The sequence below is a fragment of the Reichenbachiella sp. genome (genome assembly GCF_039944555.1).
Taxonomy (GTDB): domain Bacteria; phylum Bacteroidota; class Bacteroidia; order Cytophagales; family Cyclobacteriaceae; genus Reichenbachiella.
In genome coordinates, this window is the sequence record NZ_JBDUYN010000006.1 from 37,241 (window position 1) to 57,125 (window position 19,885).

Here is a 19,885-nt window from a genome sequence, read left to right on the forward strand (position 1 = left end):
ATTATCCGATAGAATGAAACAGATCTTCTAATCTTTTTCCGGACGCTTCAGTTATTTGTCCTTCTTCTATTGAAACATGCGCATGTCCCTTAAACTCCATTCCTAAATATTTTGCAGTAAGACTAAAGGGCTCAGCAAACCAAGAATTAACGTGGTCACCCTCTGTCTGACTAATTAGTGCCATAGACTTACCTCTCAGCTGACGGCCTAAGTCCTTTTCAATGGTCAATAAATCAGAAATTCTGTCCAAAAAAGTCTTCATTTGAGCACTCATGGTATACCAGTAGATGGGAGTGACCAAAACAAGCACGTCATTGTTAGCTACAAAACTCCTAATCAGATTCAAAAAGTCATCATCCCTATTTTGATGTTCATAGTCGTAGTAGCTAATATTTTGACTGTTCAAATCAAGAATCTCACCTCCATTCATGTTTGAGAAATACTCGGTCACGAGCTTCGTATGGCCATCACTTCGTGAGCTTCCCATCACGGATAATATCGATTTATTTTGTTGCTGCATAATGTCTTTCTTTACTATTATATGGAAACAATCAACGTCCGAATTTCAAGATTCGTCGCGCAAACTGATAGTAAGTTTCGATGAATTGATCGAGTAGATTGATATTAAATCTAGTTAAACCGAATAGCCGCAATGGGTTTAATTCTAGACACTACGGTCATTGGGATACCCAAAGCTAATGAGACCACTAAAAATGTTAGAGCGTTAAGGCCAACAAGGGATTCATAATCCCAGGAAATGGGCACATAGTACATATAGTAATTAGCTGCATCCAGAGGCACCAACTTGAACTGATCCTGGATGAATGCGATGAGTAGACCGATCAGATTTCCGTACACCAGGCCCTTAGAAACGAGCAGCATACCCTTGAAAAGAAAGATTCGTTTCACTTGTCTTTTACTTGCTCCTAAAGCTTGTAGCACGCCTATCATATAGGTCCTTTCAAGAATCAAAATTAAAAGGATCGAGATCATGTTGAAACAGGCCACGATCAGAATTAAGCCCAGGAAAACAGTTACATTTTGATTCAACAGTCCAAGCCAATCAAATATTTGATTGTACTTGTCACTAACCTTGTCGACATAAAGATCTGCATCTATTGCATTGAAGAGTACATTCTCAGCTTCATCGATTTTCCTTTTGTTTTTCACAAAAACTTCAAAGCCCCCTACCTGCTCTGCACCCCATTCATTAAGTCGCTGAATCATTCGAATGTCACCAATAATTACACTTTTGTCAAACTCTTCAAGTCCGGTTTCATAAAGCCCTACTAGTTTTAAGCGTCTGAATCGAGGAGGATTTTGAACAAAATGGATCATGAACTGGTCACCCAGATTCAATCTCAGTTTTTTCGCAATATGTGTACTAAGCACTACCTCATTGGAATATCCGGTTTCGGGATGTTGGATAAATCGACCGGTCAGCATATTAGCGCGAAAGCGTAAGGTATCGAAATGAATGTCGACCCCTTTAAAAATCACGCCCTCTACTTCATCTTTGGTTTTGATGAGTCCGGCTTTGTAGGCAAACGCCTGTACATGATCTATAAATTCGAAATGCTCCTTCTGTTGATAAAAATCAGAATTGAAACTAATGGATTTTTCGTCCAGAGAATTACCCATGTTATACTTGGTGATCTCCAAATGTCCTTTGAAATTGTAAATTTTCTCCTTGATGGTTTGTTGGAAGCCGCCAAGAATAAAAAATGCCAAAATCATCGCCGCCAGTCCTACGCTGATACTGATTACTGCTAGTTTAGAAATAATGGAGGAAAAGGACGAGTTAGCCTCTGATGTGATTCGTTTAGATATGAAATAAGGAAAATTCAAATTTTACAATTACATTCGTTGAGTACTCCAAAAAGGTTGTAAAATAATTAAATCAAAACAAAATTGTTTGGGATAATCAAATACTTTGATTGCATCGGCTTAACTATCGTCTGTCTATTGCAGCTCGGATGCCATGCACAGTCACCAAAAGGTAATGACGTCATCACCGGAGCTCAGCAATTGGATCTGTTTTTACCTCAACTCGCTGACAAATCAGTTGCTTTATTGGTGAATCACACTTCTGTGGTAAACCAAACCCATTTGCTAGACACGCTTCTAGCCGGTGGGATAGTTGTCAAAACAATCTTTGCGCCAGAACATGGTTTTAGAGGAGATCTGGCAAACGGTGAAAAAGTACTGGATGGTAAAGATGAAAAGACCGGTTTACCAATTGTTTCCCTCTATGGGGAAAATAAAAAACCAACTGCTGCTCAACTTGATGGTATTGACATTGTCGTCTACGACATTCAAGACGTTGGGACAAGGTTCTATACTTACATCAGTTCTATGCACTATATGATGGAAGCATGTGCTGAAAATGGGATTGAGTTTTTAATTTTGGATCGTCCCAATCCAAATGCACATTATACGGATGGACCAGTTTTAGAAAAAGGACATGCATCCTTTGTGGGGATCCATCCTATTCCTATCGTCTATGGTATGACAATCGGCGAATTAGCCCACATGATTAAAGGTGAAGGCTGGATAAACCAGGCGGAGCAATTGCAAATATCAGTTGTGAAGTTAAAGAACTGGACATATGACACACCGTATCTTTTACCCATCAAACCATCTCCTAATCTACCCAACCGTTTATCCATTGCACTTTACCCCTCTCTGTGTTTATTCGAAGGCACGAATATAAGTGTAGGTAGAGGCACTGATTTCCCCTTTCAAATCATAGGTTACCCCAGTCAAGAATTTGGGACTTTTCAGTTTACTCCAAAGAGCATTCCGTTTGCGTCAAAATATCCCAAGCACGAAAATCAATTGTGCTATGGTTATGACCTAAGAGACTCTGTGTCCCCGACTGGCTTGGATCTTTCATTTCTAATCGCGTATTATAAACTGGCTCCTGACAAAAAAGAGTATTTCAATGCTTTTTTCACCAATCTGTCCGGCACATCAAAACTGAGACAACAAATCGAGAATGGGCTTAAGGAAGATGAAATCAAAATCAGTTGGCAGAAAGACTTGGCTCTCTTTAAAGCAAAAAGGCAACAGTATTTACTTTACAAATAGGCTCTATCAATCCACTTTGAATCCAGCAGCCCTCCATGCCTTCATGCCTCCTTCCAAATCAAACACTTCCTTAAAGCCAAGTTCGACCATTCTAGACAAGGTTTTACCACTTCTACCTCCCACAGCACAGTAAACATAGTATGTAGTGTTTTTGTCCAACTGATCCAATTGACTCGTGAAACTATCATCATAAAAGTCCATTTGCATCGCCCCTGGTATCTTTCCCTGCTCCACCTCTTCACTTGTCCTAACGTCCAAAATGACAAAGTTGTCCTTTTCATTTTCTATCCGCATTAGGAATTCTTCAGGCGTTAGTTTACTTGCGACTTGTGCGGTACATGAAATCGCGATAGAAGTGATCATAACAAGTAACATTGAGTTCAAAATACCGTTTTTCATTTTCATGTTGTTTAATTTAATTGCTAAAATAATCAATTTGGTTGATGACTCTTTCTCCATTAATTACGACCCCAAGGACCTACTTACACACTCCGGATTTTCTAACACTTGATCAAATCAGAAAGTTGGATGCCGACCCCGAAATCATGAGATATATTACAAACGGCCAACCCAGGACGGTTAAGGAATCTGAGAATTGGTTAAGTATTAAATTAGAAGAGTACAAAAAAAATGGCTTCGGTCTGATGCCAGTTTTCAAAAAATCAGATGACTCTTTTATTGGCTGGGGAGGATTGAAACACCTTGAAAATTCATCTCATATAGAAGTCGGATATCGCCTGGACAAAACATATTGGGGACAAGGGTTTGCGACCGAAATCACGCTGGCCATAATAAAATATGCCAAAGAAAAACTTGAGTTAAACCAACTGGTTGCCGTTACCGATCTTCAAAATAAGGCTTCCAAAAGAGTCCTTGTCAAATGTGGTTTCAAACACGTATCTGAAGCTTACTACTATCATACAAATGTTGACTACTTCGAACTCAACCTATAATTTGACTCATCAGGCTAAAGATTAATACATTAATTTTTATATTTACGTAGTTAACTACGTTTTAAAATACTTTCATCTATGGATACTCTAAAACAGCTTGGAGAACTTGCACTGGGCAGCCGCCTCAAAAGGCTGAGTGAAGAAATAATGAAGGCAGGTAGAAAAATTTATGCCGCTAACAAAATTGACTTCGAACCCAAATGGTTTCCGGTCTACTATGCAATTTCTCAAACTGAACAGATGACGGTAACAGAAATATCCGAAGCCGTTGGCCTTAAGCACCCATCAGTGAGCCAATTGGTAAAAGAATTAGAAAAACACGGTTTAATTGAAAGCACCACCAATAGCGAGGATGCCAGAAAAAGAAATCTCAAACTTTCAAAAAAAGGAACGTCTCTCCTTCCCTCGATTGAATCCGTTTGGTCTGATATATCGAATGCGCTAAATGAAATGATAGGCAAGCATACACACAATATTCTCTGTGCAATAGAGCAATGTGAAGATGACTTCGAGAAAACTCCTATGTTCGAGCGAGTACAATTGCACCGAAAAGCTCGACTCATGGCCCAAATCGAGATCATAGACTACGAGTCGAAATATGCAAATGACTTTCTTCGATTGAATGTCGAATGGATAGAAAAATATTTCAAACTTGAACCTGAGGACAAAAAAACGCTAGAGAATCCTGAAAAATACATTTTAGGACCTGGAGGTGCTATCAAGTTAGCCAGGTATAAGGACGAGATCGTAGGCACCTGTGCCCTGATAAAACTTGATGATGAAGTTTACGAACTCGCAAAAATGGCGGTCACAGAAAAGTGTCAGGGTCTGCAAATAGGAAAAAAATTAGGGCTGGCCGTTTTAGAAAAAGCCAAATCTCTTCAAGGGAAAAAAGTCATTCTCGAATCAAATAAAAAATTGACTCCGGCAATCAATCTTTATAAATCATTAGGGTTTAAATCTGGCCAACATTTCGGAGATCAATCTGTTTATGAAAGATGTGATATCGAAATGGAAATCATGATATAATCGTATCTTACTTTCTCAACCTCATTTATGACGGAACACACGGCCAATCAAAAAAAGGGACTCATATTCGCTTGTCTCACTGCAGTTTTATGGGGATTTTTGGCTATTGCCTTAAAAGTCGCTGTGGCTGAAATAGATCCTATCACGGTTTCCTGGTTCAGGTTTTCTATTGCTACCTTTCTAATTCTCGTGTTCATGACCATCAAAGGCAACAATGAAATAAAGACACTCAGAAAATTTCCATGGCTGGCTCTTGTTGCTGCTGCCGGCCTTAGCCTGAACTACATCGGGTATATCAGCGGTATTCAACTGACTTCACCTAACAATGCACAAATCATTATTCAATCCGCCCCCCTTCTGTTAGGAGTAATTGGAATCGTATTCTTCAAAGAAAAAATTTCTAAGCGTCAATTAGTAGGCATTGGCATAGCCATCGTTGGCTTTTATTTTTTTTACCTCAATCAACTAGATGGCACAATAGAAAGCGCCAAAGCTGTTTACAATAATGGCTCTCTCTACATACTCATTGCAGCATTGTGCTGGGTAATCTATGCCGTGTGCCAAAAAGTGCTCGTCAGGTCTTACCCAGTAAGAGTAATAAATTTCATTCTTTTCATATTTTCAACATTTGCTTTGGCTCCAATGGTAGATTACCAAAGTATTTTCCAAATGACTATAGGGATGTGGTTTTTAATGTTGTTTTTAGGTCTGAATACGCTGCTGGCGTATAGCTTTTTGGGAGAGGCTTTTAAATATGCCGATGCTAACAAGGTGGGTATAATTATTACATTAAACCCACTCATTACAATTTTTGTAATGACCGCATTAACCTATTTAGAAGTCAGCTGGATTTCGCCAGATACGCTTACCATACCTGGTTTCTTTAGCGCTTTTGCGGTAATAGCAGGTGCAATCTTAGCAGTTAAGTCCAAATAGCGTTTGAAAACAAAATAATATTTGTACTTTTAATCTATGAGTAGAATTATTGCCTCCGTACTAACTGCAATAGTACTTTTGACCAAATTTTCAGTGGGAGTGGCTCAGTCCCCAACTGAAATATTCTTATTTGAATTAAAACAGGATAATGGTCGATACAACCTAACTAATCCTGTAAATCTTTCTAACAATGAAGGATACGACAATCAACCAACCTTCATTAACGACGAAGAAATAGTGTACGCTTCCGCTTATGATAATCAAACTGATATTGTAAAACAAAACTTCACAACTAAAGAAAAGGTAAGATTGACAAGTACACCGGGTAGTGAGTTTTCACCTAAACCAACGCCCGACGGTAAATATATTTCTTCAATTATATTAGCCAAGGACGGCAGTCAGGTATTAGCTAAATATCCTATCAAGGGAGGTGAACCAAAAATCATACCCTCTGAACAAAAAATTGGGTATTACTGCTGGTTTGATCGTAAAACGGTATTTTCTTATGTAGTCGGGTCACCACCCTCGTTGCAAGAATGGAACACAAAAAATTCTCAATTCAAGATTATTATGATGAATCCAGGTAGATCTCTAAGTAAAATTCCAGATCAGAAGACAATCAGTTTTATTCATAAGGAATCCGAGGACATTTGGTATATCAATAGTTATGATCCATTCACTGATAAGGTCAATTACATAACAGAATGCATAAAAGGCGCAGAAGATATGGTCTGGGCCTCAGATGGGACCGTCTTTCTAAGTGACAAAAAGAAGATTTACTCATTCAATCCGAGTTCTGATCAGAGCTGGAATTTGGTTGCTGATATGACCTGGTTTAATCTTGCTGATGCCTCTAGACTTGCCGTTAGCCCCAACCGAAAATGGATAGCAGTAGTCATCGACGAATAAGGAGACTATCTTATTAGCTGTAAATCACTCTTCTTGGTGGTAAAAATTCTGCCGTTTGACTCTAAGGTGAACACGACATTTTGTGAGAATCTAGGATAAAGACGTTGGTCTTGTCATTTCAGTTTTTCAGAATTAGTCTACTCAGCTCATTTTTATTGATGACTTATAAAAATAAACTAATCTATTTCAGCAAATTGCCGTATTAGACACGAGTATTTTTATCCTATCTTATGAGTAATTCAAAAGCTTCCTTAGGCCATGTTTTTAAAACAATTGTGCTACCAAGAAAAAATCTTCTTCTACTTGGGCTGGCATTGATCATAATTAGTCGTTTGGCAGGGCTGGTTTTGCCGGGAGCCAGTCAGTTCCTGATCGATGATGTAATAACAAATAAAGATTTTGACATGTTAAAAACGCTTCTCATGGTTGTGGTTGGCGCTATCATTGTACAAGCTGCCACAAGTTTTGCACTTACCCGGCTCCTCAGTGTCGAAGCTCAGCACCTGATCGCTCAGCTGAGAGTTAAAGTCCAAAAGCAAATCATTCAACTACCAATTAATTTTTTTGATGACAATAAGAGCGGAGCTCTTGTGTCTCGAATAATGAGCGATGTCGAAGGAGTACGAAATTTAGTCGGCACAGGATTGGTTCAATTATTCGGAGGCACACTTGCCGCTGTACTTTCGCTTGTTTTACTGATCCGAATCAGCCCTATGATGACCATCTATGTACTGGTGCCAGTCTCTATCTTTGGAATCATTTCACTAAAAGCATTTAGCTATATCCGTCCAATTTTCAGAACCAGAGGGAAAATCAACGCAGAAGTGACCGGTAGATTGACAGAAACTCTCAATGGTATCCGTGTCATCAAAGGCTTCAATGCAGAGGAACAAGAAATAAAAACATTTGAATCTGGTGCATTGCGCTTATATGAAAATGTAAAAAAGAGCCTGACATCAACAGCTCTTGTTACAAGTTCGGCGACTTTTTTATTAGGACTGGCTACTGCAGGCATTATGGGTATCGGTGGATACATGATTATAAATGATGATCTAACCTTTGGTGAATTCCTATCCTTCACACTTTATTTAGGGTTTATGATCGCTCCTATCGTACAAATGAGCAATATTGGAAGCCAAATGACGGAGGCTTTTGCGGGCCTAGACCGAACGGAAGAAATCATGTCTATGACGACAGAGTCTGAAAATCCCAAGCGTATTCATGACATACAACGAATCAAGGGAGATGTAAAGTTTGAATCCGTAAGTTTTGCTTACCAAGAAGAAAAGCATGTCATTAACAACGTGTCCTTTGAAGCCGTTCCCGGATCTGTTACCGCACTTGTTGGTACCTCAGGGTCTGGCAAATCGACCATAGCTGGACTTGTGGCTTCATTCATAAGCCCGCAATCCGGGAAAATTTTACTCGATGATGTTGATCTTTCAACTATCACTTTGGATAGCTACAGAAAACAGTTGGGGGTTGTACTTCAGGATGATTTTTTGTTTGAAGGAACCATTCGTGAAAACATACTTTTCCCAAGACCTGATGCCACGAAAGAGCAACTCTTGTCTGCTGTAAAAGCCGCTCACGTTCAGGAATTTACCGATCGCTTTGAAGACGGCCTAGATACGGTAATCGGAGAACGAGGTGTGAAGCTCTCGGGTGGCCAAAGACAACGTATCGCAATAGCAAGAGCTGTGCTTGCAAACCCAAGAATTTTGATTCTTGATGAAGCCACATCTAATCTGGATACGGAAAGTGAATCTTTCATTCAGGAAAGTCTGAAATCTCTAATGCACGGAAGAACCACTTTTGTGATTGCGCACAGATTGAGTACGATTAAGCAAGCGGATCAAATATTGGTGATAGAGCAAGGTCAGATTGCTGAGTCGGGCACACACGATGAGCTAATAGCCAAAGAGGGGCGATACTTCGATCTATATACTTATCAAGCCAGGATATGATCACTTAGCCTTTTTGAATGCTTTCATCGCTTCTTTGAGCTTGTGCTCTTTGCAGGCATGATAGCAATCTGAGGAAATCTCATAATAAGGTAATCTTTTGCTACTTGTAATGTCTATGTCGACATAGCTGATGGCCACGGCCAGACCCTTATCCATTTGACCTGATACCACTATTGGTTCTGCTGCAGCGGGTTCATTATAAAACTCAAATGCCGGAATACTATGTCTATAAATTTCCTGATCATCATCGGAGATAAATACCAGATCAATCGAGATAACCGCAGCTGTATCTATTCCATGAATGTATAGGTCACCTGTAGCCAAAAAATGGCCCGTGTTTTTAGTGGCGACCTCCATATTCCTGATCTCCCATTCTTTATCCTCTTCAAAAGGAAAATAAATTGTAGATGTAAATGTGATATAAATACAAGACTCAGTTGGACAAAGAGATTGCAAGTTGTTTTTTCCGTTGTCAGTGAATTCCTGAGCAAAAAGTGCGATACTAAGCAGACAATTCACTATAATGAATAGGCCCTTTTTCATAACTTTCCCTTTTAGCTGATAAGACAATAAACGCAAAAAAAGAGAAAAAGTCAAGAGAATAACTTAAAATCAAAACCTGAATGTGGCACCTCCCCTTATCTGAATTCCGCGTTGTGGGTAATACAGGTATCTCGAGTAATTCTGGTTCATCATATTTTCACCGGATAAAAATATACCCCATTGTTCTTTTAGTTGATAGTGCAGCTCCAAATCCAGCTTCGAAATTGCCTCAAGATTGACATCTGGATCGGTGACCTGTATTCCTCTGGCAACCAGGCCACCCATAAAAGTAAAATTCCATTTCGCCTGGAGTCTCGGCAATACCTCATGACTCCCCGAAATCAGAATCTCAGAAGTTGGACGGTGATAAATCTGATCATATCCTTTGGATGAGTAGCTAAACAAATTGACGCCCATTGATAGCTCATGCGAAGCATTAATTTCGTACAACGCCTTACCTATAAAGGCGAAAATTTTAGAGTTTTCAACATCATAAATCAAATCGATTCTTGACTGATCCAATACATTATTTACCATAACCGGCAAATATCGAACGGATTGAAAACTCACTTTTGCTGTTAGACTCAATCGTTCTGTCGGATTACCCGAAATCCCTCCGGAAAAGTCGAACAGCTGCTCAGAATTTGCCAGAGTTGTCGATTGATTCAACACTCCAACCTCTCCTGCAAATTCATAAAGCGAATTGAACGTATACCCGCCATCTAGCTCAGCGAACACGGTGTATCCATCAAGTAAAGGATAGCTTGCTTTTGCATAAGGAAAAAACCGACTTGATCCAAGGTCCGGAAAATCATCATTTTGAAGACTTACGGAGATTCCCAAATCGAGTATCAGGCCTTCAATGAGCAACCTGTAGTAAGGGTTCAATCTAAAATACGACCGTGATTCATCAATCCCAACATCCTGATATTTGGACAGTACAACCTCAGTATTCAAATACAATATTTCAGAATAGCCCAGATCAAATTCTCCTTTGATTGTGTTCTCCTTGGCATTGAAATTATCCGAGTAATTCCTAAAGTTAAAGTCGGCTCGATAGGCCCAATCGTCGTCGTCAAAATTATCAACAATGCCAAGGTTCAAATTTAAAAAATTAGCCCGATGCTTAATATCATTGTTACCTACAACAGTTCCTTCCGGATAGCCATAATAGTAGTTTTTTTCTAATCTATAATTCAAGCCTGATTCTAATCTGAATTGCTCACGAATCAGGCCGCCAAAAATGTTTAATTCGGTGACAGCAGCCCCACTATTTTCACCATCCACCTCGCCGGTTCCAAAAGACCTGTGCTTCACATTCAAGCCTATCATATGATCAACAACGCTGGCACCCGTCAGACTGACATCAAGCAATGGAGAAGCGTAGTTACCTAAGCCAGCCTTACCATAATGTCGATAGGTCCTCAGATTTTCTGATACTGAAGCCTGCGCAGGCTCGAAATCAACGGGTTCATTCGCTACATCATAGATATACCATTTGAACTCGCTTGGTGGGGATATCACACTGGTTCTCTCCGGTTTCCATTTGATAAACTCATACAACTTACGTTCGTTGTTGAGTTTGATTTTACGTTCTTTTTCAATCACAATTTCGGCATCCTGCACCTCTCCATCCTGTTGATCATCTACTTGGGACCAAGCCGTCTGACTAAGAAATAAAATGGTGCCAATCACCCAGACAATTTTAGTGTTATGCTTCATTTTTCTCCTTATTCGTTTGAGTCCATTGCATCTTCGATCTCTTCCAGCTTGGATGCAGCCTTGTCTTTTACATCATTTAAAAAAGAGTGCTCGATCAATGAATTGAGCGTAGCCTTCGCCTGGAACAACTCGTTCGTTTCGATGTAAATATCCGCCATCAGCAAATAAGCTTCCCCAAGCCAATTTTCATAATTTTTGAAATTGTTGGTAAGCACAAACAAACTTTCCAAGGCCCGATCATACTTAGCCTGATCGTAATAGATTTTACTGATATAATAGTAGGCTTCAGCGCCATTCTCATCCGGTGAATTACCAACCAAAGGCAGAAAGTTCTGCAATGCCTTTTCGTGATTGTTCAGCGCGTATTCAGACTTGCCGATGATCAAATTGGCCTGAGCCCCAACCAGTACATCTACTCGAGGGTTATCCAATAACCTATTGCCATAATAAATAGCAGAATCGTACACCGTTGCGGTAAAATGATTTTCCATAAGTCCGCTGTGCATGTTGATCACATTTCTGGAGGATCTGGAGGCTTTACCGAGCTGATAGTAGTAATTATTGCTTTGAGGTAAGTTTCCTAATTCACTTTGAATGGAAGCTAGTCTATAGAGTACCTTAGGATACTTAGCAAAATCTGTAAGGCCTATCAACTGTTGGAAGTTAGCCAGCGACATATCAAACTGCTCTCTTCTGAAATAGGCTTCTCCTATTAAATATCGTGCCTCAGGTATCAACGAGCTTTTTGGATAAGTCTTAATAAAGTGTTCGAGGCCGTCAATTGTTTGATCGTACTTCTGATTATAATAGTTGGTCCTTGCGGTCTCAAATTCTATGTTTTCCAGGGCTTCGCTATTCGGATTGGCTTGCTTATACTTTAGCAGGTATTGATCAAATTCATCAAATCGTCCGTTAGCATTTTTATCTTGCAGTCCAAGCAAAGCACTATTGGCAGTTTGATGCCGCGGAAAACGATCTAATATTTGCTTATAATTTGAAATGCTTAACTCAAATCTGCCTTCGTTATCATAAGCCACAGCCTGATTCAACAAGGCAAAAGGTACCAGACTGCTAGTTGGATATTTCATCAAAAAAGCATGATAGGTTTTAATCGCTTGACCCGCATTTCCCTTCTCAAAGTCTATTTGAGCCATCTGGAAATAAGCATGATCTGCCTTGGAGGATTCTGGTATTTCTTTGATCAATTTATTAAAATACTGTTTGGCCTGAACATCTTTGTCCATATACCTGCTGAGTAAACCAATTTGATAATAGATGTGGCCTTTGTCCTTGTTTCCCTTATTTTCAGCCTTCATGTAAAAATCAATTCCTGCTTGATATTGCTTGAGTGCAAAATGACAATCCCCCATTCTTAATAAAGCATCTGCCAGATAATTTTGGTTTAAATCATTTGTATATTCAGATTCAAACTGCTTAAAAGATTGAACTGCACTTTCATAATCCTTCAAATTAAAATAGCAATAGGCTCTGCCGTAAATGGCTTTCTGATAGACTTCAGAATTCGGTGAATGATTCACATTTTGGTAATAGAACAAGGCCTCATCCAACTGTCCCAGAAGTGACAAGGTTTCACCCATCCAATAATAAGTCTGCTGCTCTATCTCCGCATCCTCATCGTGGATCAATGACTTTTGAAATAGCTCGGCGGCCAATTCAAATTTCTTATCATTAAAAAGTGTCACACCTTTCAAAAAGGATACTCTTTGGTAGGTTCTCTTCAACTGCGGAGTAAGACGATCGAGGTCTTCGATATATTGAATGGACAGATCATAGTCATTCGTTTGGGCGTACGCTGCTCCGAGCATTTCATTGACCGGCTCGACAAATCTTCCAGTTTCGTATTCTGACTTGTAAATGTTCAACACTTCAATTGCTCCTTGATAATCTGGCAATTCCATCATGCATCTGGCCTGGTGGTAAAGAGCATCTTCTCTAAGTACGGTGGGATACTTGGCAGTATTTTCAAAAGATGTGATGGCAAAAGGTAAGTTTTTGTTTTCCGAATAGATCATACCCAAGTAATAAGACGCGTAGGCCCCAACACTATCGTCGGCAACCGCAGATTTTTTCAAATATTCAGTTGCGTCATCTGTGTTCTCAATTTTGAGATAGCTATACCCTGCACGAAAGTAGTTTCTTACATTTCTATGCGCTCCAAAAGACTTAAAGAGCGCTTTATAATTTTTAGAAGCAGAATTATATTTTTCTAGTTCATATTGCGAATCGGCAAGAAAATTAAGTACCGCACCGTTGTCTACCGGAGTCAATTCACTATCTACCAGCTTAATCAATTCTTGGTATTTACCATTTCGATAAAGTGTACTTACGTATAATTCCATCGCCGGAATTCCATATTCCTCAGATTCAAAAGCTTCTGAGAGAAATGAATAAGACTTTTCGTAATCTTCTCTAAGATGAAAAACAAAACCTTTGAAATAAGCTGCATCATTCTCATAGGAAGAAAAACTGCCTTCTAACTTTTCAAATGTAATTAGTGCCTCATCATACTTTTTCTCATGAAATTCGCAGTACCCTTTCTGAAAAAGCAATTCGAGAGTCAAATAAACCTTTGATTTACTATAGTTTTTCAGTGCACTTTTGTAGTCTCCCTTGCTAAAGTAAAAACTAGCAATATCCAAATAGGCTCGCTGGGCATACAAGTGCTTGGGGTAATTTTCAACAAAATCGTGCATTAGTTTTTCACCATCCTCATGACCAGCTCGAATTGCACTGGATGCCAGAAAGTATTTGGACTCAGCCAAATAGGGTGCTTTAAGCGTCATGGCAAATGCAGCCCTTGCCGCCTGATAGGCCTCCCGTTCATAAAGCTCCTTAGCCTGGTCATAACGCACTCTTATGTCTAGAATTTGCTGTGCTTGAAGCGGAAAAACCGAAGTCAGGGCCATTGCAAATGCCAGAATAAGGCTGATAGAAATACTAAAAGGTGTTTGGGAATTCAAAGTAGATAATTTTATTCTTTAGGGAACAGGTTAAACTATAACGTAGAATTGTACATACTATTAAATATTGTCCTCAAAATCAGTGTATCAGGTTAAATATTAGTTCTTTCAGAATCTCACCTTCCGACTGACTTGGGTAATCGATACCCTTTGATTTCATATCCGCAATTTTAATATGCCGCACATTGGCAACCACTTTACCCAGCGGGTAATTTTTAGCGGCCATCATATATTCCTTTACAAAAAAAGGATGAACTCCCAATAAAGATGCCAAATGCTTGTCCGACTTATCTTTCGAGTGGTGGACGAGCAATAATTTATTAAAAAATGAAAACAGATTAGCGATAATCGGAATGATCGGATTGGATCTTGGATCTGATTTGAAATAGGCAATAATTTCGTTTGCCTTCAGAACATTTTTAAATGAAAGGGCCTTCTGTAATTCAAATACGTTGTATTCCTTACTTATTCCGATATTCTTATAAACAAGTTCAGCCGTAATTTTGGATTCATCACCAATATTGATCAGCATTTTATCGACCTCATTGGCGATCCGTGTCAGATTATTGCCAATGTTTTCTACGATCAGTTGTAAGGCCTTTTGATCAATCGTTCTATTTCTCGATTGGACAAACGATTCTACCCACGCAGGAATTTGATTGTCATAAAATTTGGTAGCAGTCATTAGGACTGCCTTCTGATCAATACTTTTACCCAGTTTCTTCCGCTTATCCAGCGTCTTGTATTTATAACAAAATACAAGAACTGTAGATGGTTGTGGGTTCTCCAGGTAATTAAGGAGCATTTTTTCATTTTCCTCTTTACCAAAACCCGCAATTTCCTGAGCCTCCTTAATAATCACTACCTTCCGCTCCGCCATCATAGGAAAGCCCTTGGCATGATTTAGTACAGTCGGAATATCGGCATCCTTACCGTACATGACTACCTGATTGAAACTGCGAAGGCTCTCCTCTAGTGCATGATTTTCTATATGCTTAACTACCTCATCAATAAAAAAGGACTCCTCGCCCTGCAAAAAATAGAAGGGAGCGTATTGATTGTTCTTAAGATTAGTAAGTATGTCCTGATAGGTAACAGCCACGCTTGAAATTGATTATTTTCTAACTTGGCAAATAAATGAAATTAATCAGAGAATCTGGGGAAATTTCAAGAACAGTTTACATAAAATCAACCAGCATCATTAAGCGGAAAATGTCCGGCATCATCGTTTTGCATATCCTGAATGAACCGAATGTAAAACACTACGATCAAACCAATCATATAGGCCACAGGTTTCAATACGACAAAACCTTCATTGTGAACAATATGGGTAAGCGCAGCTCCAATCATGACGGCAATCAAAATAACAGATGCATAGCCTGCTGTTTTGGGATAGAACAGCAAAACACCACCAAGTAACTCAAGTCCTCCTATAATCAAGTAAAACCCATATGGATAGCCCCAATCATTAAAACTTGCTATCACTTCAGGTTGAGAAGTAATTTTTCCAGAGCTAGCTATTATATAAAGTACTCCCATCAAGACCTGAAAAATCCATGCTATTGTATTTCTTTTCATCTGTTTATTTTTGTGTTGATTATTAGAAACCAGCTTCCATGATCGTATCTCAGTGAGTAGAGTACCACACATGTCGGTTTCATTTGTTGATGCACACCCTTGACAATTCATTTTTAAATCAGCAAAAAAGCTCTTTAGACATATCTAATTACAGTCGCAAAAAGGCATGATTATTAATTTCTTGTCGTTTCACATCAACCTAGTTTTATTTATTGGTTAACAAAAAATCAACACTTTTTAGTTCGGAGAAGGTAGAAAAATAAAGATCTAGCAAAATATGCAATTGCTATTACACTTGATTGATAGGAATGAATTCTATTAACAGGAGAAGATGAGAGAGTGGGCTGGAAGACCGTCTGTCTTCCAGCCAATACTGATTCCTCGGTTTGATGAAGTTGCAATAATCGGAACAGTACACTCTCTACCTGTCAGCTATCTTATTGATTCCTGGGACGTCTAATTATTGTAGTAGAATAATTCCCAAAATCGTCAACATTACTATCTGATAAACTTGAAAATAAATTTTTAAACAGTAATGAGTTATGTTTCATTTAGAGTGTTTCATTAAGAATGCACTACCTAAGGTTAATTCCTCCTGTTTTTCTAAAAAAAATTGTGAGCGCAATGAATTGCTTCGAAAATGATATGAACTGCTTTACTTCAGGGTTTAATTAGTACGAACGGCATCGTTGACAATGCGTATGAGAGACTTATTGATGTTGTGGATTAATTCATCACATCCCCTAATCATATACCTGCGGTTCAAATGAATTGCATTTGTAAAAGCTATGAAAGTGTCATCACCATCCTGCCATACTAATATTTTGAATGGCATGTCAAGCATGGCTGTTGGCTCGCAAGCAGCCAATTTTGCTACGTCTTCTGTTTCAAAGCTAATTACCTGAATTCTGCCCTTATAAGTACCATCAACCCCACGTGAACTAGTCTTGTACTCAGTTGTATTTAAATAGGCGAATCCATTTTTATCAATACTAAAATAGAGTTTGGAAATTGTGTTATCGAGATTATGCGGACTATTATAAACTGTAACATCTTGTGCATTTATTGTTGCGCAAAAAAACAAACAGCCAAATAGGAATAATAAAAAATTTCTCATCACTGCAAACACCCAGGAGGTATCAAATCATTTACTTCAAAATTTGTCCTATAGCTTGCTGATAAATCTCAAAAGTATCCAAATTATTGTGCTTACCACGATTTATCTTAATTATTTTTTTGTTAGGGTGTTTGATATCCTTATATAGCGATCGTCCCATTTTATAGGGAACCACAGAATCATCGGTACCGTGCAAGATGGTGATTGGGCACTCAATTTCATCAATTCTATCGATTGAATTGAATTCATATTGAAGCCAAGGTTTGTATACTAATAGAAGTTCTAACGTTGGAATGACCTCACGAATTCGCGTCATAGGTGTCTCTAGAATCAAATGGGTAACCGGTCTTTGAGTAGCTAAATGTGTAGCTACTGCTGTCCCCAAAGACCGTCCATGAATTACAATGTTATCGTAAGAGAGCTCCTGAGCGGCGTAGTCGTAAACAAATTGAGCATCTTCATAGAGATTTGATTCACTCCGCAGGCCGGTGCTCTTCCCATATCCCCTATAATCCATTATGAGTACGTCGTAATCATATTGGCGCAGGTCATCAGCAATCAACCCCCAGCGGCTTAAATTACCCCTGTTACCATGAAAATAAAGAATCAATCCCTTAGATGAGTCACTTTTCAAGAGCAGTCCATGCAGGGTCACCTCTGACTCGGGTTTTAACATTAACTCTTCGAATTGAAATTTGAAATCAAAGGAATAATCCGCTTCAAGTGCATCTCCCTGGAAAAGAAGCTTTTCATAAAACAAGATGAAAAATAAGTTATATAATAGCAGCAAACTCATCAAAACCGCCACACCAATCCAAACTGAAGTCGTACTCATCTTTCAGGATTATTAGAACTACTTTACAAGTTCGGCCAATAATCTCAGTCCTTCTTTCAAATACGGGTCTTCCCGGAGTTTTTTCTGATCTTCTTCAGACGTTGAGTATTCCTGATAGATTTTACCTGCTGATTCAGAAAGCTTCTTCTGTAAATCATTTTCTTCCTCATTTTTTTCTTGCTCAGCCTTTCTTTCATCCAGATTCAGAGACAGCTCATTACGCTTCTGATTCTGTCTCATTTTCTCAATATCATCTACGAGATTTTTCAGATCCACGTCGGTCTTGAGATCTTCCTTGTAAAGAGATTCAAGGTTCTCAATAATTTCCTGTGAAATGGTATTTGTTGGTTGGTAATACGAAGAAATAATCTGATCCCATTTCAATGAATTGGGTCTTGAGCTCTCTCCGAACTCTGCCGCATCAAAAGCCGAAGGAAACTCTATGTCCGGAGTTACGCCAATATTTTGAGTGCTACTACCGGATACCCTATAGTATTTTGAAAGTGTAAACTTCAAATTTCCCATCTTTTCAGGATAATTAGGGTAATACCTGTTAAAGCCTGCCATTTGCTGCACGGTGCCTTTACCGAAAGTTGTTTCTCCTATGATGATTCCACGGTTATAATCTTGAATAGCGGCACTAAAAATCTCCGAGGCCGATGCGGAAAATCTATTGACCAATACAGCCAAAGGTCCATCATATACGACCCCAGAATTTTTATTCTTTTGGACGTCAATCTCACCATTACTATGCTTTACTTGAACTACAGGCCCCTGGTCAATAAAGAGACCCGTTAAGTTGATTGCCTCCGGAAGCGCTCCTCCACCATTATACCTTAAGTCAATCATTATTCCATCAACATTTTGTTCCTGCAATTCTTCAACAAGTTTTTTTACATCACGCGAAACACTTCTATAATCAGGTACTCCATTTCTTGCATCTTCAAAATTCATGTAGAAACCGGGAATTGTAATGACTCCTAAGTTATACACTTCATTACCTTTTGATATGGGTATCATTTCGGCCTTTGCAGACTCATCTTCAAGGTTTATTTTTTCGCGAATGAGTACAACCTCATTCACCATACCCTCATCTCCATTTTTAAGGTATTGAAGCCTTACCGTGCTTCCTTTCGGACCTCTGATTAGTTGAACAACATCTTGAAGTCTCCACCCAATCACATCCACGTAATCCTCATCGCCCTGGGCAACCCCAATGATTTTATCGTCCTTATGCAATTGTTTACTCTTGTAAGCTGGCCCACCTGCAATCACTTCATTTATCACCGTATAATCCATGCTTTGAGTCAGACGTGCACCTATCCCTTCCAAAGACAGATTCATGTTGATGTTGAAGTTCTCAGATGAAATAGGAGAAAAATAATTGGTGTGCGGGTCATAGGACGATGCCACTGCATTCATGAAAAACTGGAAGACATCATCTGAATTATATTGATTGATGCCTTTTTGATATCGTTTGTACCTTTTGGTCAAGGTTTCTTTGATTCCCGGATCGTCTTTTCCTGACAATTTCAAACTCAGGGCCTGACTTTTGATAATTTTTCGCCACCTTTCATTGATTTGGGCTTCGCTGGTGGCCCATGGTAATTCCTCATCTGATAGATCTAAGGACTCCTCTCGGGTAAAGTCAAATCCTTCATCAATCAACTTTTGGATATACCCTATCCTTGTATTTGCCCGCTCTCGAAACATTCTAAAAATCTGAAAGGCCACATCAACATTGCGCTCTTTAAGATCATCATCAAGCTGGAATTCATATTTCGAGAAATAATCAACATCATTTTTTGTGAAATAGGTCTTATTGTCGTCCAGGGAGGTTAGGAAATTATCAAATATGACCGATGACAATGAATCGTTCATTCCAATTTTTAAATAATGGTACCGGCTAAGTATATCCATGGTTAGCCCAATTTCCATGACATGCTTTTGCGCCGGTTGCAAAATAGCAACAGAATCTTTTTGGGCTATGGCCTGTGATGAAAATGCGAACACATTTAACAAACCAACAATCAATATTTTTTTCAATTCCTTCAAATTCATATATAAATTCATTTTTCGTCCCCAGTAGAACTGGTAAATATGGATTATATCAACGATATAAAGTTAATCTAGGGTGTATTTTGTTCTCATTTTATTTCTACGGTAGCACGGTTCTTTATAATCTAAAAGATATCTTTTAAAATCGCCTAGTATGTCATTCCATT

General features: G+C 38.9%; 17 protein-coding genes. 6 read left to right on the forward strand and 11 right to left on the reverse strand.

The features are described from left to right. Window position 1 precedes the first annotated feature (1 nt). A complete protein-coding gene (locus ABJD64_RS05035; protein WP_348179526.1) occupies window positions 2–520 on the reverse strand; it encodes an NAD(P)H-dependent oxidoreductase in 519 nt (172 codons plus the stop codon). 110 nt (window positions 521–630) lie between these two features. Next, window positions 631–1,848: an FtsX-like permease family protein gene (locus tag ABJD64_RS05040; RefSeq protein WP_348179527.1), complete on the reverse strand. Its 1,218-nt coding sequence runs from the start codon at window positions 1,846–1,848 to the stop codon at window positions 631–633. Between the two features lie 63 nt (window positions 1,849–1,911). On the opposite strand from ABJD64_RS05040, the gene ABJD64_RS05045 reads away from it, so the two are divergent. Further along, window positions 1,912–3,090 (forward strand): DUF1343 domain-containing protein, encoded by a 1,179-nt coding sequence (locus ABJD64_RS05045; protein WP_348179528.1) that lies wholly within the window; start codon window positions 1,912–1,914, stop codon window positions 3,088–3,090. 6 nt (window positions 3,091–3,096) lie between these two features. On the opposite strand, the gene ABJD64_RS05050 is transcribed toward ABJD64_RS05045, so the two are convergent. Next, window positions 3,097–3,489 (reverse strand): rhodanese-like domain-containing protein, encoded by a 393-nt coding sequence (locus ABJD64_RS05050; RefSeq protein WP_348179529.1) that lies wholly within the window; start codon window positions 3,487–3,489, stop codon window positions 3,097–3,099. Between the two features lie 44 nt (window positions 3,490–3,533). On the opposite strand from ABJD64_RS05050, the gene ABJD64_RS05055 reads away from it, so the two are divergent. The 5 genes from ABJD64_RS05055 (at window position 3,534) to ABJD64_RS05075 (ending at window position 8,884) form a co-directional block, all read left to right on the forward strand. Next, window positions 3,534–4,043 carry a GNAT family N-acetyltransferase gene (locus ABJD64_RS05055; protein ID WP_348179530.1) on the forward strand — a complete coding sequence of 170 codons (510 nt, stop codon included), beginning with the start codon at window positions 3,534–3,536 and terminating at the stop codon, window positions 4,041–4,043. Between the two features lie 78 nt (window positions 4,044–4,121). Beyond that, complete coding sequence (locus ABJD64_RS05060; RefSeq protein ID WP_348179531.1) at window positions 4,122–5,072, forward strand: GNAT family N-acetyltransferase; 951 nt, start codon at window positions 4,122–4,124, stop codon at window positions 5,070–5,072. A 27-nt stretch (window positions 5,073–5,099) separates the two neighbouring features. After that, window positions 5,100–6,008 carry a DMT family transporter gene (locus tag ABJD64_RS05065; protein WP_348179532.1) on the forward strand — a complete coding sequence of 303 codons (909 nt, stop codon included), beginning with the start codon at window positions 5,100–5,102 and terminating at the stop codon, window positions 6,006–6,008. A gap of 36 nt (window positions 6,009–6,044) precedes the next feature. After that, complete coding sequence (locus ABJD64_RS05070) at window positions 6,045–6,917, forward strand: hypothetical protein (protein WP_348179533.1); 873 nt, start codon at window positions 6,045–6,047, stop codon at window positions 6,915–6,917. 230 nt (window positions 6,918–7,147) lie between these two features. Next, on the forward strand, window positions 7,148–8,884 hold the full coding sequence (locus ABJD64_RS05075; protein ID WP_348179534.1) for an ABC transporter ATP-binding protein: 1,737 nt from the start codon (window positions 7,148–7,150) through the stop codon (window positions 8,882–8,884). On the opposite strand, the gene ABJD64_RS05080 is transcribed toward ABJD64_RS05075, so the two are convergent. From ABJD64_RS05080 to ABJD64_RS05115, 8 genes are all read right to left on the reverse strand, one after another. Continuing rightward, a complete protein-coding gene (locus tag ABJD64_RS05080) occupies window positions 8,885–9,427 on the reverse strand; it encodes a hypothetical protein (protein ID WP_348179535.1) in 543 nt (180 codons plus the stop codon). A 69-nt stretch (window positions 9,428–9,496) separates the two neighbouring features. Continuing rightward, entirely contained in the window at window positions 9,497–11,149 is a 1,653-nt protein-coding gene (locus ABJD64_RS05085; RefSeq protein ID WP_348179536.1) for a hypothetical protein, read from the reverse strand. A gap of 8 nt (window positions 11,150–11,157) precedes the next feature. After that, window positions 11,158–14,130 carry a tetratricopeptide repeat protein gene (locus ABJD64_RS05090; RefSeq protein ID WP_348179537.1) on the reverse strand — a complete coding sequence of 991 codons (2,973 nt, stop codon included), beginning with the start codon at window positions 14,128–14,130 and terminating at the stop codon, window positions 11,158–11,160. 79 nt (window positions 14,131–14,209) lie between these two features. Further along, window positions 14,210–15,232 carry a DNA polymerase III subunit delta gene (gene holA / locus ABJD64_RS05095; RefSeq protein WP_348179538.1) on the reverse strand — a complete coding sequence of 341 codons (1,023 nt, stop codon included), beginning with the start codon at window positions 15,230–15,232 and terminating at the stop codon, window positions 14,210–14,212. Between the two features lie 86 nt (window positions 15,233–15,318). Then, window positions 15,319–15,708 carry a DoxX family protein gene (locus ABJD64_RS05100; protein WP_348179539.1) on the reverse strand — a complete coding sequence of 130 codons (390 nt, stop codon included), beginning with the start codon at window positions 15,706–15,708 and terminating at the stop codon, window positions 15,319–15,321. A gap of 667 nt (window positions 15,709–16,375) precedes the next feature. Continuing rightward, entirely contained in the window at window positions 16,376–16,825 is a 450-nt protein-coding gene (locus ABJD64_RS05105) for a DUF302 domain-containing protein (protein WP_348179540.1), read from the reverse strand. Between the two features lie 31 nt (window positions 16,826–16,856). Continuing rightward, a complete protein-coding gene (locus ABJD64_RS05110; protein WP_348179541.1) occupies window positions 16,857–17,660 on the reverse strand; it encodes an alpha/beta fold hydrolase in 804 nt (267 codons plus the stop codon). Window positions 17,661–17,678: 18 nt separating this feature from the next. Continuing rightward, entirely contained in the window at window positions 17,679–19,721 is a 2,043-nt protein-coding gene (locus tag ABJD64_RS05115) for a carboxy terminal-processing peptidase (RefSeq protein WP_348179542.1), read from the reverse strand. Between the last annotated feature and the right edge of the window lie 164 nt (window positions 19,722–19,885).

Bases quoted from the DNA above. Each gene is read 5' to 3' on its own strand.
- ABJD64_RS05035 (WP_348179526.1), bottom strand. From the start codon at position 520: ATGCAGCAACAAAATAAATCGATATTATCCGTGATGGGAAGCTCACGA.
- ABJD64_RS05050 (WP_348179529.1), bottom strand. From the start codon at position 3,489: ATGAAAAACGGTATTTTGAACTCAATGTTACTTGTTATGATCACTTCT.
- ABJD64_RS05055 (WP_348179530.1), top strand. From the start codon at position 3,534: ATGACTCTTTCTCCATTAATTACGACCCCAAGGACCTACTTACACACT.
- ABJD64_RS05060 (WP_348179531.1), top strand. From the start codon at position 4,122: ATGGATACTCTAAAACAGCTTGGAGAACTTGCACTGGGCAGCCGCCTC.
- ABJD64_RS05065 (WP_348179532.1), top strand. From the start codon at position 5,100: ATGACGGAACACACGGCCAATCAAAAAAAGGGACTCATATTCGCTTGT.
- ABJD64_RS05070 (WP_348179533.1), top strand. From the start codon at position 6,045: ATGAGTAGAATTATTGCCTCCGTACTAACTGCAATAGTACTTTTGACC.
- ABJD64_RS05075 (WP_348179534.1), top strand. From the start codon at position 7,148: ATGAGTAATTCAAAAGCTTCCTTAGGCCATGTTTTTAAAACAATTGTG.
- ABJD64_RS05080 (WP_348179535.1), bottom strand. From the start codon at position 9,427: ATGAAAAAGGGCCTATTCATTATAGTGAATTGTCTGCTTAGTATCGCA.
- ABJD64_RS05085 (WP_348179536.1), bottom strand. From the start codon at position 11,149: ATGAAGCATAACACTAAAATTGTCTGGGTGATTGGCACCATTTTATTT.
- ABJD64_RS05100 (WP_348179539.1), bottom strand. From the start codon at position 15,708: ATGAAAAGAAATACAATAGCATGGATTTTTCAGGTCTTGATGGGAGTA.
- ABJD64_RS05105 (WP_348179540.1), bottom strand. From the start codon at position 16,825: ATGAGAAATTTTTTATTATTCCTATTTGGCTGTTTGTTTTTTTGCGCA.
- ABJD64_RS05110 (WP_348179541.1), bottom strand. From the start codon at position 17,660: ATGAGTACGACTTCAGTTTGGATTGGTGTGGCGGTTTTGATGAGTTTG.
- ABJD64_RS05115 (WP_348179542.1), bottom strand. From the start codon at position 19,721: ATGAATTTGAAGGAATTGAAAAAAATATTGATTGTTGGTTTGTTAAAT.